Source organism: Seonamhaeicola sp. MEBiC01930 (assembly GCF_045277075.1).
Taxonomy (GTDB): Bacteria; Bacteroidota; Bacteroidia; order Flavobacteriales; family Flavobacteriaceae; genus Seonamhaeicola.
Window position 1 is genome coordinate 216028 of record NZ_CP104270.1, and the last position, 14178, is coordinate 230205.

18 protein-coding genes are annotated in these 14178 nt (G+C 32.0%); all 18 read left to right on the forward strand.

From position 1 onward, the window contains the following. The first annotated feature begins 20 nt into the window (after positions 1-20). On the forward strand, positions 21-476 hold the full coding sequence (locus N1F78_RS01055) for a hypothetical protein (RefSeq protein WP_406684348.1): 456 nt from the start codon (positions 21-23) through the stop codon (positions 474-476). 148 nt (positions 477-624) lie between these two features. Then, positions 625-1218, forward strand: a complete 594-nt coding sequence (locus N1F78_RS01060) for a hypothetical protein (protein ID WP_406684349.1) — start codon at positions 625-627, stop codon at positions 1216-1218. Between the two features lie 20 nt (positions 1219-1238). Next, complete coding sequence (locus N1F78_RS01065; RefSeq protein WP_406684350.1) at positions 1239-1472, forward strand: hypothetical protein; 234 nt, start codon at positions 1239-1241, stop codon at positions 1470-1472. Between the two features lie 152 nt (positions 1473-1624). Further along, positions 1625-2092: a hypothetical protein gene (locus tag N1F78_RS01070; RefSeq protein WP_406684351.1), complete on the forward strand. Its 468-nt coding sequence runs from the start codon at positions 1625-1627 to the stop codon at positions 2090-2092. A 147-nt stretch (positions 2093-2239) separates the two neighbouring features. After that, complete coding sequence (locus N1F78_RS01075) at positions 2240-2692, forward strand: hypothetical protein (protein ID WP_406684352.1); 453 nt, start codon at positions 2240-2242, stop codon at positions 2690-2692. A 171-nt stretch (positions 2693-2863) separates the two neighbouring features. After that, complete coding sequence (locus N1F78_RS01080) at positions 2864-3313, forward strand: hypothetical protein (protein WP_406684353.1); 450 nt, start codon at positions 2864-2866, stop codon at positions 3311-3313. Between the two features lie 304 nt (positions 3314-3617). After that, complete coding sequence (dcm, locus tag N1F78_RS01085; RefSeq protein WP_406684354.1) at positions 3618-4856, forward strand: DNA (cytosine-5-)-methyltransferase; 1239 nt, start codon at positions 3618-3620, stop codon at positions 4854-4856. Beyond that, complete coding sequence (locus N1F78_RS01090; RefSeq protein WP_406684355.1) at positions 4822-6129, forward strand: MvaI/BcnI family restriction endonuclease; 1308 nt, start codon at positions 4822-4824, stop codon at positions 6127-6129. Before dcm ends, N1F78_RS01090 begins: the two co-directional genes overlap by 35 nt. A gap of 247 nt (positions 6130-6376) precedes the next feature. Beyond that, positions 6377-6841, forward strand: a complete 465-nt coding sequence (locus N1F78_RS01095) for a hypothetical protein (protein WP_406684356.1) — start codon at positions 6377-6379, stop codon at positions 6839-6841. Positions 6842-7044: 203 nt separating this feature from the next. After that, complete coding sequence (locus N1F78_RS01100) at positions 7045-7596, forward strand: hypothetical protein (protein ID WP_406684357.1); 552 nt, start codon at positions 7045-7047, stop codon at positions 7594-7596. A 149-nt stretch (positions 7597-7745) separates the two neighbouring features. Next, complete coding sequence (locus N1F78_RS01105; protein ID WP_406684358.1) at positions 7746-8165, forward strand: hypothetical protein; 420 nt, start codon at positions 7746-7748, stop codon at positions 8163-8165. Positions 8166-8900: 735 nt separating this feature from the next. After that, positions 8901-9341 carry a hypothetical protein gene (locus tag N1F78_RS01110; protein ID WP_406684359.1) on the forward strand — a complete coding sequence of 147 codons (441 nt, stop codon included), beginning with the start codon at positions 8901-8903 and terminating at the stop codon, positions 9339-9341. Between the two features lie 153 nt (positions 9342-9494). Continuing rightward, complete coding sequence (locus tag N1F78_RS01115; RefSeq protein WP_406684360.1) at positions 9495-10025, forward strand: hypothetical protein; 531 nt, start codon at positions 9495-9497, stop codon at positions 10023-10025. 167 nt (positions 10026-10192) lie between these two features. Then, positions 10193-11092 carry a hypothetical protein gene (locus tag N1F78_RS01120; RefSeq protein WP_406684361.1) on the forward strand — a complete coding sequence of 300 codons (900 nt, stop codon included), beginning with the start codon at positions 10193-10195 and terminating at the stop codon, positions 11090-11092. Between the two features lie 151 nt (positions 11093-11243). Next, complete coding sequence (locus N1F78_RS01125) at positions 11244-11654, forward strand: hypothetical protein (RefSeq protein ID WP_406684362.1); 411 nt, start codon at positions 11244-11246, stop codon at positions 11652-11654. Between the two features lie 140 nt (positions 11655-11794). Continuing rightward, a complete protein-coding gene (locus N1F78_RS01130; protein WP_406684363.1) occupies positions 11795-12343 on the forward strand; it encodes a hypothetical protein in 549 nt (182 codons plus the stop codon). 84 nt (positions 12344-12427) lie between these two features. Continuing rightward, positions 12428-12973 carry a hypothetical protein gene (locus tag N1F78_RS01135; RefSeq protein WP_406684364.1) on the forward strand — a complete coding sequence of 182 codons (546 nt, stop codon included), beginning with the start codon at positions 12428-12430 and terminating at the stop codon, positions 12971-12973. A 159-nt stretch (positions 12974-13132) separates the two neighbouring features. Further along, the gene (locus tag N1F78_RS01140; RefSeq protein WP_406684365.1) at positions 13133-14029 is read left to right on the forward strand and encodes a hypothetical protein; all 897 of its coding nucleotides are present in this window, start codon (positions 13133-13135) and stop codon (positions 14027-14029) included. Positions 14030-14178 lie beyond the last annotated feature (149 nt).

Genomic DNA, 14178 nt, shown 5'->3' on the forward strand with positions numbered 1-14178 from the left:
GTGCATAATTAGAGAACTGCATGAAAAGAATTTTTATACTGTTAACTTTAAGCCTTACAATCCAATATTCTTATGGACAAGCTTGCGGAATATACAGAATAAAATATGTCGGAAATATAAAATCGAAATCACTTAAAGTTGAAAAAATAAAACTTCCGACAATTCAATTTCTAGAAGGCTTAGGAAATGAAAATTCGGAATACGGATTTGTAGAAATCAAAACTGAAAATGATAGAATTGAAGTTGAATTGGGCTCACATCTGACTTCTAATTTGTTTGACAAACCGGAAATATTACTCAAATTATATGAGAGAAAAAGAGAAAACATTCCTATCATAATTACAGTTATTGAGAATGGAAAAAACAAAGAAATAAGGATAGAGTTGACTTGGAATAATATTCAAATTAAAAAACTCGAAGATGAGAAATTTGGAAATCTATTTGAACTGAATCTGAACGAAATAAATATAAAATAACTATGCACAACAAAGTATATAAAAAATTGCTTTTTTGGGCTTAACCAATGTTAGTTGCTCGTTTGCTAGCTTCCGATTTTCCTTCGGAAAATCCTCGCACTCAAACACGCAACTTTCCATATACAAACCGTTGTGTGCAATTTGACCAATGAACAGATTTCAAGATAAAAATATAAGTATTTACCATTTCGACGATGAAATATTTGTTGAGTGTCCGAAATGTGAAAAAAGAGCAATTGTAACTAAAGACAATCCGAAATCTTATTTTTCTCAAAGAACGCTGAAATGTCCGAATTGCTTTTATTCTCTAAATGGAAGAAAAGAATCTTATGTGATTGAATTAAAATGTAATTGTTCTCATTGTGCAACGGAAATGAAAGTAGAAATGCCAAACATGAACGAAAAAAAAGAAACAATTGCTGTTAAATGTTCAAGTTGTGGAAAAACAGAAAACTATTCACCTCGCAACATAGCGCAAGAATGGAAATACCAGAGTACAGGAAAACCTTCTGAAAACTACTTTGGGCTTCCTCTTTGGCTTACCAAAAACTTCAGAGGAAATAACTTTTGGGCATTTAATTATGACCATTTAGAGTATTTAAAACAATACATTTCTGCGGAATTAAGAGAGAAAAATGGTAGAACTCATTGGACAATGGTGGAAAAACTTCCAGATTGGATGAAGTCAGGTAAGAATCGAGATAAAATTGTGAAATTGATAACCGAATTAGAACGAAAATAAAAACTGCACTTTAAAAATAAATGAATAACGAAAAGAACGAATTGATAACAAAAAAGGTTGGTTACGAAGCGATGCTTTATTGTTTAAAAGCATATTGGGAAAATAGTGGCTCTAATGACCTGACAGATATTTTAAGCGGAGGCGAATACTGGAAAGGAACCAATGAGCCTGCTGATTCTGCTTTTTGGGAATATTGGTCAGAAGCTATTGAGAAAGTAAATTCCGATGGACCAATGTATAAGGAATTGAAATAAAAACTGCACACAACAAAGTGTAAAAATAATTGCTTGGTTGTGGCCTACTCGGAAAATCCTGCGGATTTTCCTCTGGTTCGTTCCATTTTTACTAAGTTAGTTGCTTAATCACGCAACTATCCTTACACAAAACGTTAGCTGTCATTTGAAAAATGATAAAGATTAATAAAACCAATTACGAATTTTATAAAGGAGTTTTCAAAGTGATTTGGGAATTCGAGGCTAAATATGCGAGAATGGACCCGAATGCGGAATTCTCACCTTTGAATGTTTTACGGAATTGGGAAAAGCAAAGCGACTCTTTGGCAAGACGTGGATTGAAAGAAGGATTGAGAGATTCATTGACTGGACTCAAGGACTTGCCGAATGAATTGAAAACGGAATTGAACAACAACTTAATTTCGAACAATTTACCCTCTTTGAATATTTTGACTTCTCAAATCAAAAATGTTCCGAAAAAGGTATTAGAAAAAGGAAAAATCAAAAATCTGGACGAATACTATGTGGTAAAAGAAGTTCTGGACGACATTGATTATGATATAACTGAAACAGAACGGACTGAATTGAATAAAATATTCGGAGAATTTGAACTGAACTATAAAGAAAAAAACGCCAGCTAACAACGTGTAAAAATAATGCGTAAGTTTATTCCTCAATCGTAAGTCTGTGCTGATTTGCTTGCGTCCGATTTTCCTTCGGAAAATCAGCCGTTCTCAAATCCGCACTATTCTTACACCAACCGTTGTAAAACATTTGAAAAGAACCGTATGAAATTCATATTTACCTTATTTATTGCAATTCTGACTTTCACTCTGAATGCTCAATCTGACGAAAAAGAAACTGTGATATTTTCAAATATTGGAGAATTGAGTGATGAACAATTGAATAATTCTGGAGCATCTAAACTGACTTTTATTTCAGACTGGAAAGAGGCTAAAAAAATGGCGGAATTGGACATACAGAACGGAATTCCATTTCTATTGCTAGCGGGAGGAATTGCACCAACAATTATTGCTACTGACCCAGAATTTGAAAAAGAATATGGAATTTATTTCTATGAATTTGGTTGTACCGGACCCGAAAACGAGTTAATAATTGCTTATAATCAAGTGATTTTCGAATATCTAAATAAAGAGCACGGAAAAATATGGAAAAAAGAAGTCAGGAATGATGTAGTAGGATTTAAGGAATGGAGAAAAAATGACAACCGAAAAAAATAAAACGTTTTACAACACCGTGTAAACGCAATAATGGCTGAATTTCCTAATCGGAAATTCTAGCCTTTTTAATAAATTAGTTGCGTCAGCGGAAAGTACTCTCGCACTTTCCCATTACTGACGCTTACACAAAAACGTTGTAAGCAATTAAAAAATGAATAGCGAAATCAAATTATGAAAAGTCGATTATTGTTGATAATGTTTTTGTTTTCTTTTATGTCTTATGGACAAGGAATTACCCCAGACGTTATGTTAATGAAAGCAGCAGCTGACTTTTCAAAGTACGAACCTGGAATTGGAATCTTCATTATAGCAGGTAATGAGTATGATTCACAATCTGACTCTAAAATTCAACAATCTTTTGAAAAGATTTTCAAGGAAAAAGAAATTAACGTCAAAGTCTTCGTTCAACGCACTGATATTCGAAATGGAAGCACCTATGATTTGTTTTCTTTAGGTGCTGGAGTTTATGATACTGTTACTTTTTCAAATCTTTCTGCTGCACTTAAAGAGGCTGTTAATCATTATAATAGTTTTAATGGTAAGGTAGAAATTTCGAAAAAATACAGAAAGGAATTTGAAAAGAAAAAAGAAGAATACGAGAAAAACAAAATTAAAAACTAAACTGCTTACAACAACGTGTATAGTTCATTGCGTCTGAAATTCCCTTCGGAATTTCCTTGCTGCTGAACAATGGGTTTCTGTTTATTTGCTATCTTAGTTCTCACGCAACGAAACCATACACAAACACGTTACCTGCAAGCTGAAAATCCAACCGCACAGTCAAGCACATTTCATTTTTTTCGTGCCTCAAAAATAAAAAGAGCTTGCCTTTTCCCAACGCTCGTGTACGTTCATAAGATTGTTAAAAAACGAAGTGCTGAAAAACGGAATCTATCCTAAATTTTCTTTACTTTACAAATTAATTATGAGTAAAAAATATTCGGACATAAAAGAAAAACTTCAAATCACTGTAGACAAGAAAACTACTAATGATTTGGCGCATTTGACACACTATTTTCAGAATCACAAAAATGGTGTCTCACAATATTTCAGACCATCAGCAACCGAGTATTTAACTGAACTACACGAAGAATTGAATATTCTTCAAGAACCAGATTTTCAATATTATTTACCAATAAAATGGGATATTCCATTTCCGCCAACTGAAAATCCAACATTTAAATTTATTGACCTTTTCGCTGGAATTGGCGGAATAAGATTAGCTTATCAAAATAATGGCGGAAAATGTGTCTTCACGAGCGAATGGGACACTTATGCAAAAAAAACTTACGAAGCTAATTTTGGAGAAGTACCATTTGGAGATATTACTCAAATTTCAGAAAAAGATATTCCAGACCACGATATTTTGCTTGGTGGCTTTCCTTGTCAACCTTTTTCAATCGCTGGAGTTTCAAAGAAAAATTCTCTAGGAAGAAAACACGGTTTTTTGGATGAAACACAAGGAACTTTATTTTTTGACATAGCAAGAATAATAAAACATAAAAAGCCAAAGGCTTTTATGCTTGAAAATGTAAAAAATCTAGTTTCTCACGATAAGAAGAAAACTTTTAAAGTCATAGTTAACACTTTAGAAAAACTAGGTTATAACGTTCATTATAAAGTTTTAAATGGTAAGTATTATGTCCCTCAAAATCGTGAACGAATTATAATTGTAGGATTCAAAAAGACAATTTTTAAGAGTAAAGAAACTTTTGAATTTCCTGACCCACAAGAACAAGTAACAGATTTTGTTTTTAAAGATATACTTGAGCCAAAAGTAGACGACAAATACACCTTATCAGATAAACTGTGGAGTTATCTTCAAGAACACGCTAGAAAACACAAAGCCAAAGGGAATGGTTTTGGTTTTGGAATGACCGATTTGAACGGAATATCGAGAACAATTAGTGCAAGATATTATAAAGATGGTTCAGAAGTTTTAGTTCCTCAAAAAGGGAAAAACCCAAGACGACTAACACCAAGAGAATGTGCAAGACTTCAAGGATTTCCTGACAAATTCATAATTCCAGTTTCAAACAATCAAGCATACAAACAATTTGGCAATTCAGTTGTAACGCCTTTAATACAAGTTGTTGCAAAAAACATTGTAAAAGAACTTTCAAAAATTAATGAATCTAACCAATCTAAAATCGCTGTTCATTAATAATGGATGCAAGAAAGTTTATATAAAAACTCTTTCGCCTAACGATAATTCTAAAAATCAAGTTTATATTGGTGGGAATTTTGAAATTCTCAATATTTTACCAATATCAGAAATCATAACTGAAGAAGCAGGAGATTGGAATAAAGAACGTTTTAAGGCGAAAATTAATTTTTCCTGGATTGATGATGAAGGTTCAATCTTCCCTGCACCACAAGCACAACTTATTCTCTACCCTAAGTATCCTGAAGTTCGTTTTTCTGGTTTTCTTGCAAGATGCAAAAAAGCACCATCAAACTTAATGACACAAAGGTTAGCTGGTCGATTACTTTTCTTTTCAGTTGCTCAAAACGGAACAGTTTTAGGTTATGTAACTTCACCAACTTCTGAAATCGCAAACGAATTCAATCAAACAGAATCTGATTCTGTTCACGGAGTTTTCTCAGTTATAGATTTACCTCAAGCTAAAAACAACCGAGCAGTATTATTAAGTGAGCTAAAGCGTATTCACGAATTAGGTTGGATTAACTCAAAAAGATTAGATAGAGACGGAAATATAATGGATTGTCGAGCACCAAATTGCGGTGGTTATACTTTGGAAGCCGAATTAGGAGTTACGCCAAATGGCTATTCCGAACCTGATTTTATGGGTTGGGAAGTCAAGCAGTTCGGAGTTGCGAATTTCAATCGTACTAAATCTAAAGCTATCACTTTAATGACACCTGAGCCAACTGACGGATTATACAAAACCGAGGGAAGTGAATACTTTGTTAGAACTTATGGTTATGAAGACAAACGTGGAAGGCCAGACCGACTGAATTTTGGAGGTGTTCACAAAGTTGGAGAAAAACATCATCTGACAGAATTAACAATGCAATTAATCGGATTTGATATTGAAAGTGGTAAAATTAGAAATACGAACGGCAGAATTGCATTATTAGACAAAAAAGAAAAAGAAACTGCATCTTGGAGCTTTTCTTCAATGCTAAAACATTGGAACCGAAAGCATAATCAAGCTTGTTATGTGCCATCATTATCTGAAATCAAACCGAAAAGAAAATACAGATATGGTAACGAAATAATATTGGGAACTGGAACAGATTTTCAATTGTTCCTTTCGCAGATGGCACTTGGGAATATTTACTATGACCCAGGAATTAAATTGGAAAATATATCAACCAAACCGAAAATAAAGAAACGTAGTCAGTTTAGAATAAAATCTGGCTTTTTGCCGAATTTATATAAACAAAACGAAATTGTAGACATTGTGGAATAGCCAACGCTGAAAGCCATACACATTTACAGTCGCACCATCCAAGCTTCAACAAAACTGTAAAAGACTATGTCTTCACCAACGCTAGCAAGTTTACGGAATAAAGCCAGCAGGTAACAATGTATAAAAATAATAGCGGTTTAATCGCTAAAACAAAAGTATGTAATAATAAAAAAGGTAAGTGTTTAACTGAAAAGTAAGTGTATGCAAATCCGCTACTATTCTTATACGAGACCGTTACCACAAATTAATGACAACCGCACAGGAAAATATTAGAAGTACATTTTCAATATTCCACGACGGAACAATTTGTGGATTTGAAAACTACTCGGACAAGATAAAATTGAAAATCGATTGCTATTACTTATCGGAAAGAATTAATCCTGGATTTGAATGTTTTTACGTTGAATTAATCAAACCGACTAAATTGGAATTTGAACCTTGGTCGGACAAAGGTTTCTCAAGAAAAACTATATCGGATTTGAAAATTATCTCTCAATGGGAATACAATATTTTCACCTGTAAAATAGAAAACGGAAATTACCAAATCGATGTTGAAATTGAGGACCCTAAAACAGCCTTAATTGGAGGAAGTATTATTTTTGATTGCTACGGAATTAAAGTATATGACCAATCTTTAAACGAATTGACTTTCAGTAAATTAGCCGAATTAAGTAAGAGCTATTGGACTGAATTTGAAAATAGAACGGAATAAATAACTTGTGGTAACAACGTGTATAATTAATTGCTTAATGGTGTTTAAAGACCATCACGGAAATTCTGCCGAATTTCCGCTGCGCAGTTACTTTTTGCTATCTTAGTTGCTGACAAGCAACTAAACCATACACCAACCGTTACCCAACATTTGAGAGAAACAAACGTCATAGCAATTATATTTCTGGCTTTATTATTAGTCGGATGCGCAACTTCAAAAAAGTTTTCCAAAATGAACGGGTTTTTAATTATGAAAATCTGAATTTGAATTATGTTCTCGAACTAGAAAAAAAATTAAAATCTGAAGATATTTCGCCAAGTTATCGAATTGGATTAGGAGAAGGAATTTATCCAAATAAGAATAACCACAAACTTGAAATATCTCGGAATTTTAAGAGAATAATAAAACCTAATTTCTCACTCGAAGTTGATTATCATTTTACAAAAGATAGTACGATTCGAGTAATTATGTACGAATGGAATGATTTAAAAAGAAAAAGTTTCAAATCGGAAAATGAGAATCTTAAAACGAAAAAAGCGTTCGAGAAAAAATTCACAGAATTGACTGAAATGTTAACTGAAAAGTACGGAGAACCAACCATTTCGGAAATCGAGTCTGAAAACCCAAAAGATGGCGGAACATATCGAGACGGAATAAAGTGGCTAAATAAAAACGGAATGAATGCTTATTTGTTTGCTTTTGGAAATACTAAAGGTTCCTACAATCAGATAAGGTTATCGATTTATCCGAATTAAAACGTTGGGTAACAACGTGTATAATTCATTGCTAGTACTCGCCTACTTACGAAAATCCTTGCGGATTTTCTATTCGGTTTGTATTTGCTAATTTAGTTGCTGAAACACGCAACTAACCATACACAAAACCGTTGGCAACAAGCTGAAAAATGGCATTAATAAAAAATCATTACATTAATCTAGCGATAGTTATTGCTGGAATAATTAACGCAATTGTTGGCGGAATTTTGATTTATTCATCATTTCAAGGTCATTCGAGTTTTGGGGTTATTTCAGGAGCTTTAATACCTCTTGCTGCTTTAGCTTTTTATGGAGATGGTTATGGAAAATATAAAAACTTCGAGATTACAAAAGACGTCATAAAAAAGATATTTAAACCAAGTATTAAAATTGGAATTACTCTTTTAGTATTAATGGTAATTCTCGTAGCTTGGATAAGTATTTCTCAAAACGAAATTTCATTTGATTTTGAATATTTATACTTTTTCACAATCATTCTTTTAATCTTTTTGATTCCAAATTTACTCGTTCAGTTTGGCTTCTATTTATTCTTAAAAAGAAAATGCTAAAAAAGAATCGAAAACTTATTATATTAGTTTTCATCGTAATTCTGACTTTTATTTTCGGAATGCAATACGAATTGGATTATCGAATTTTGACTCGCAGAACAGTAAAATATTTTGCGAATTATGAACTCGGTTTTTATGGAGGAAAGGACTTTAGACTTTTTGAAACCGACATTGTTTTCATTCTGACTTTAATTCCAATCGGATTTTATTTCACATCTCGAAAAGTTAGTTCTTTTACCAAAATAATCGGACTGAATTTAGTCTATCTGATTTTAATTCCGGCTTTTTACTGTCTTTTTTGCTATCTCGAAAGTCAGTTTATAAAAATAACTATAACCAATCCAATAATGAATGACGGAGTTTTGAAATATCATCAAAATAACGTGAATTACAGAATGATTATATTTTTGACAATAATTTCGACTTTTATTAGCGGAATAATAATTAAGAAAATAACGAACGAAAAAAAAGCCAGTTGCCAACACCGTGTATAATTAATTGCTTTGGTCGTTGCTTATTTGGAAAATTCCTTCGGAATTTTCTCGCGTTCGTTTTTGTTTACTAAATTAGTTGCATAAACACGCAACTAACCATACACAAACCGTTGGCAAACATATGAGAGAACATTTACTAACATCGATTCTAATTTTAATATTATTGGTTTCTTGCAAACAAACTGAAACCAAAAAGACTGAAATTGTCGAACAAAATGCAACAACTGAATTAAAAACCGAAATGGAAATAAAAGTTGAGGAAAACATTGCGGAGGAACAGTTTGTAGAAAATGACAGTTTAGCATTTGCTTTTGAATCTGAATTGGAAGATTATGCTCTTAAAAGTTCTTTATTCAAAATAGAGTTAAAACCTTATCAAAACCATCACGACAAAAGTGTTATTGACACAATGAAAACTCTGACTTTTGACAAAACTAAATTGGAATTTTATAAAGCGAAAAACTGGGAATCAATTATTGGCGGAATTATCAAAAATCCTGAAATAAAATTCGTTGATTCTTTAAACATCGGAATTAATAAAAGAACGCTTGAAAATATATTAAAAACTAAAATAGAATCTGACAAAGTAACTCTTGGGAATTTAGAGCAAACCTCATTATTCTTTTTTCAATTTGAAAATGGGATTTTGGAATCAATAAAATATGAAGGTTACTTTGATTAAAATACGATTTGCCAACACCGTATATAAAAAATTGCTAGTTTTACCCTAAACCAATATTAGTTGCTTTGTTTGCTAGCTTCTGATTTTCCTTCGGAAAATCCTCGCACACAAACACGCAACTTTCCATATACAACAACGTTGGCAAACATTTAAATGGAAATCCTAAATAGAATTAACTTAACCTCTAAACTGACTATCTTTTTTGCAATAGCCATGTTTATTTACGGAATAATTTGCCGAATAATTCCCTTCTATTTCTTTTGGGAAAGTTTGTATTTAAGTGGAATTGTATTTTTAATCGGAATATTTTTTGTCTTAAACACTGAATCAAAAAAAAAAAAATCCGAATCCAAATCAAATCTCGTACTGATAATTGGAAAAGCTTTTATAATTTTAAGCATCGCTATGTTTGGATTAATAAATCTGATTTTTAATAAATCTGATGCTTTTAAAACTATAGAAAATCACGTAAAATCCAACATTGAATTGATAAATGAAATCGGACAGATAAACAGTGTTATTGCATTACCAATTGGTTCAATAAGTTTAAAAAAGGATAGTCGTGGAAGAAGTGGAAATGCAACTCTGACCTTACTCCTGAAAGGTGATAAAAAATATAAAGAAATGATTTTGTCAGCTCAAAAGGACATTGATAGCGACTGGAGAATAATTGGAAGAAATTAAAAAACGTTTGCCAACAACGTGTATAATTAATTGCTTTGGTCGTTGCTTATTTGGAAAATTCCTTCGGAATTTTCTCGCGTTCGTTTTTGTTTACTAAATTAGTTGCTGAAACGCGCAACTAACCATACACAAAACCGTTGTAAAGCATTTACGAAACCAAACTACATATGAAAAAAACAATCATCTTCTTCCTAACATTAGTATTTTCTCAAAATATTTTTAGTCAAAATAATGAATACGATAAAGGCTTGGTAGAATTAGCAAAAACGTATAAAAATTTTCATTTCAGAAGCGATCCTCCAAGTAACGTTTATCAAGAAGTCAACTCAATTTCTTCTGAAAAACTATTAAAGGCTAAAAAGTTTATTTCAGAAGTTGTTACATCTAATAATAAATTATTGACATCCGAATTTTTAACTAAACCAGATACAATCACATTAAAGAGTTTATATATCATTCGAGGAGTAAATTGGAATATGCACGAAGCTGAAGCCGAAGACAATATTATAGTTGTTGATTCTCTAAAAAATGAAAAAACTGATTATCACGAATTAGTTTCTTGTTATTATGGAATGTTATTTTCAGCCATTGGAAATAAAAACAAGCCATTTGATTTATCAGAGGTTAATTTTTTTCTAAATAACTATAACCTCTCAAATGATACTGAAAAAGGAATATTTTTTTTAATGAGTATGCGAACTTTTGGCACGATGATTTGGGGTTATATTAATGTTCCAAAACCACCGAATTATAAAAAAGCTCTTGACTATATAAAAAAATACCCAAGATATAATGGAATTGATTATTACAGATTTACTGACTTAAACTTCAAGGATTTCAAACTGACGACTGATAAAAGAAAACCGAAGGAAAGTTTTAAAAAGTACTATATAAACAAATATGTCGAAACCCTAATGTATCATTCCTTGTGTTTATCACAAAAGAAGAAACATGGAAAAGAAAAAGACAATTTATTGCTTGAATCTATTTTGAGAAATGATTCGTATTGGCAATACACGGAATATAAACCAACTTTAGAGAAAATATTTAAAAAAGTAAAAGAATAAAAACGCTTTACAACAATGGCTATAAGTAATTGCTTGTTCTCGCCTACTTCTGAAAATCCTCGCGGATTTTCAGCTTGGTGTATACTTGCAAAGTTAAGTGCTAAATCACGCAACAACTCATAGCCGAGACCTTTGGCACCAATTTGAGCAAATGATTTCATCAGCAGAAGAATTTAAGAGATTACGAACAAGTGAAAACCTCGAAGAACAGGAACGCTCAGCATCAGAATCAGCAGACATTGGTGTTTGGCATGAAGTAATTCAAAAATTTCCTGAATTGAAGGAATGGGTTGTTCATAACAAAACAATTCAAATTGAAATTCTTGAATATTTAGCATCTGACAAGGATGAAAAAGTTCGTTACGCAATAGCACGCAAACGAAAAATTAATAATCGGATTTTTGACATGCTTAAATCTGACATAGACAAATCAGTTCGTCACGCATTGATTTGCAATACAAAATTGACATCGGACTTAAAAAGAAATATCAAAACTGATGACTCGGATTGGTTAAAAAAAGCACTTAAAGAAAAAATAAAAACTGGTGCCAACAACGTGTAAAAATAATGCGTAAGTTTATTACTTAATCGTAAGTTCGTGCTGATTTGCTTGCGTCCGATTTTCCTTCGGAAAATCAGCCTCTCTCAAATCCGCACTATTCTTACACCAACCGTTGTGCTTCATGAATGCAAAAGTAAATAGTGGGAATATTCAGTAAAAATAAAGACAAAGAATCATCTGCAGACAATAATGAATATGCTAAGATTATTGATTGGCCTTTAAAATGGGACACTGGTGCACCAATGCCACAGGTTTATGGAAATGGTCACAAAACTTTTTTATTATACATGATATCTGAACCTGATCCAAATTGGGATGGAACATATACTACAGTTATTGACAACTCAAGCGAAAATAAATACCCTTTAGCACTTGTCGAATTTGATGGTGGGACATTTAGATTTGGAATTGCAAATGAAGACGTGTTTGGTGGTTTGCCAATAGCGGATAAAGGAATGGACTGGTATGAAGCTCACGTTATAGAAAATTCAAAATGGATTGAGGAATTAAAAACAATTCATAAAGTCCACCCCTATTATCACGAACCAACATGGAAAGAAAAGAAACATTTTATGCTTCTATTCCATGACGAAATGTTAGAGGTTGTAGCTAAAGATTATAAAATTGAACAATTCAATTCTACATTTAAAGACCTTGCGAAGGAGGTAATTGAAAGAATGAATAAATAAAAACGAAAGCACAACACTATATAACAAATCATCGCACCCTCCGGGATGCAACGCTTGTTATACTAAACGTTGTACAACATTTCCATGAAAAGCATATTAAACATCATAATATTAACTCTAATCAGTTATTCTTCCAATGCTCAACATACGGTTAGGTTTTTAAATTTAGTAAAAGATTTAGAACAAGTTAGCTGTCAAAAGGACACGATATTTTACAAAAATGGAAACATACGATGGACTATGTGTTCGACAAACTATAAGCATAATTCTGAAAAATTTTGGGCCAAAACTGGGAAAATGGTACAGTATTATAAAAACGGACAAATTGCCCATGAGTATTTTTTTGATAATTATGGAAACCTGAAGAGAATAAAAATCTTTGACCGTAAAGGAAATAAGGTTGAAGAATATCTAACTACGGAAATAGACTCAAACGCAAAATCGTTAAATGATTTTTTTGAATCCCAAGACCACATCAGTGATAAAACATATACGCAATTTTACAGATGTTCAAATAAGAATGGAATTTACTTTCTATTCAAAGAAGGTCTAAGAGTTAATGGAAAGAAAAAAGGTGTTTGGACTACATATTTTGAAAACGGAGAAGTGAAAAAGGAAAAAGAATATTAAAAACGTTGTACAACATAGTATATAAAAAATTACTACTTTGTGCTTAACCAATGTTAGTTGCTTTGTTCACTAGCTTCTGATTTTCCTTCGGAAAATCCTAGCACATAAACACGCAACTTTCCATATACGTAACCGTTAGCTACAATTTGAAAAAACATTATGACAAGAATTTTGACAATAATATTATTAATCTTTTTTGTGTCAAATTCATTTGCAAGTCCACAAGTTCCCGACTATCTAATCTATAAAAACGATACAATTGCAACCTACAATTTGTTGGTTGAAAAATATCTGCAAACAAGAAAAGATGACAAAGGTAGATTGTTTGATTTGAGTTTCCGAAACTCAATTGACGATACAGAAGGAACATCATTGAATTGCTGGAGAGGGTATCAAGCAATATACAAAATCGAAAATGATAGTTTGTTTGTAAGCTCAATTATAAATTGCCATTCGCTTGAATACAAAGAAAAAGTTCCAAAAAATTATATCGGAAAATTATTTGGAGAAAAAGTCAAAAATGGAAAAGTATTTATCGATTGGTTTAGTGGAAACATCTCTTTTCCTACAAAAAGAAATGACAATAAAGAAATTCGTTGGGATGGAGTGTTTGAAAGAACTTTTATTTATGAAACAGCTTTAAAAGTTGAGAACGGAAAAATAACACAAAATAGTAACGAACAGAATTACATTAATTTAAAAAACGGAATCGATAGACTCAAGAGAGATACAATTAGCGATATTCTATTCAACTCAATTAAAGAATACAAATGGAAGAAACTGGACAAATTTGACTGTGGAGAAAGTTTTATAGTTGAAATTGGAAGAAACGGAAAAATAACTGATGTAATAATGACTGATTATCAAACTGCGGATGAAATTGAATATTATTGGGACACTAAAAGAGAATATAATTATTGCATAAAATCTGTTAAAAAAGCGCTTTCTAAATTGCAATTTGACATTCTGAAACGGAAAGGAGAACCGATTTATGAAAAAGTATATATTGAAATTTGGTTCAACGAAAATGGAACGATTGAAAATTGGACTGATTAAAAACTGTAGCTAACAACGTATATAAAAAATTGCTACTTTTAGCTTAATCAATGTGAGTTGCTTTGTTTGCTTACGTCTGATTTTCCTTCGGAAAATCGCCGCACACAAACACGCAACTTTCCATATACAAACCGTTAGCAGCAATTTGA

Excerpts from the sequence above, each read along its gene's own strand:
- N1F78_RS01055 (WP_406684348.1), top strand. The coding sequence starts at position 21 with ATGAAAAGAATTTTTATACTGTTAACTTTAAGCCTTACAATCCAATAT.
- N1F78_RS01060 (WP_406684349.1), top strand. The coding sequence starts at position 625 with ATGAACAGATTTCAAGATAAAAATATAAGTATTTACCATTTCGACGAT.
- N1F78_RS01065 (WP_406684350.1), top strand. The coding sequence starts at position 1,239 with ATGAATAACGAAAAGAACGAATTGATAACAAAAAAGGTTGGTTACGAA.
- N1F78_RS01070 (WP_406684351.1), top strand. The coding sequence starts at position 1,625 with ATGATAAAGATTAATAAAACCAATTACGAATTTTATAAAGGAGTTTTC.
- N1F78_RS01075 (WP_406684352.1), top strand. The coding sequence starts at position 2,240 with ATGAAATTCATATTTACCTTATTTATTGCAATTCTGACTTTCACTCTG.
- N1F78_RS01080 (WP_406684353.1), top strand. The coding sequence starts at position 2,864 with ATGAAAAGTCGATTATTGTTGATAATGTTTTTGTTTTCTTTTATGTCT.
- dcm (WP_406684354.1), top strand. The coding sequence starts at position 3,618 with ATGAGTAAAAAATATTCGGACATAAAAGAAAAACTTCAAATCACTGTA.
- N1F78_RS01090 (WP_406684355.1), top strand. The coding sequence starts at position 4,822 with ATGAATCTAACCAATCTAAAATCGCTGTTCATTAATAATGGATGCAAG.
- N1F78_RS01095 (WP_406684356.1), top strand. The coding sequence starts at position 6,377 with ATGACAACCGCACAGGAAAATATTAGAAGTACATTTTCAATATTCCAC.
- N1F78_RS01100 (WP_406684357.1), top strand. The coding sequence starts at position 7,045 with ATGCGCAACTTCAAAAAAGTTTTCCAAAATGAACGGGTTTTTAATTAT.
- N1F78_RS01105 (WP_406684358.1), top strand. The coding sequence starts at position 7,746 with ATGGCATTAATAAAAAATCATTACATTAATCTAGCGATAGTTATTGCT.
- N1F78_RS01110 (WP_406684359.1), top strand. The coding sequence starts at position 8,901 with ATGGAAATAAAAGTTGAGGAAAACATTGCGGAGGAACAGTTTGTAGAA.
- N1F78_RS01115 (WP_406684360.1), top strand. The coding sequence starts at position 9,495 with ATGGAAATCCTAAATAGAATTAACTTAACCTCTAAACTGACTATCTTT.
- N1F78_RS01120 (WP_406684361.1), top strand. The coding sequence starts at position 10,193 with ATGAAAAAAACAATCATCTTCTTCCTAACATTAGTATTTTCTCAAAAT.
- N1F78_RS01125 (WP_406684362.1), top strand. The coding sequence starts at position 11,244 with ATGATTTCATCAGCAGAAGAATTTAAGAGATTACGAACAAGTGAAAAC.
- N1F78_RS01135 (WP_406684364.1), top strand. The coding sequence starts at position 12,428 with ATGAAAAGCATATTAAACATCATAATATTAACTCTAATCAGTTATTCT.
- N1F78_RS01140 (WP_406684365.1), top strand. The coding sequence starts at position 13,133 with ATGACAAGAATTTTGACAATAATATTATTAATCTTTTTTGTGTCAAAT.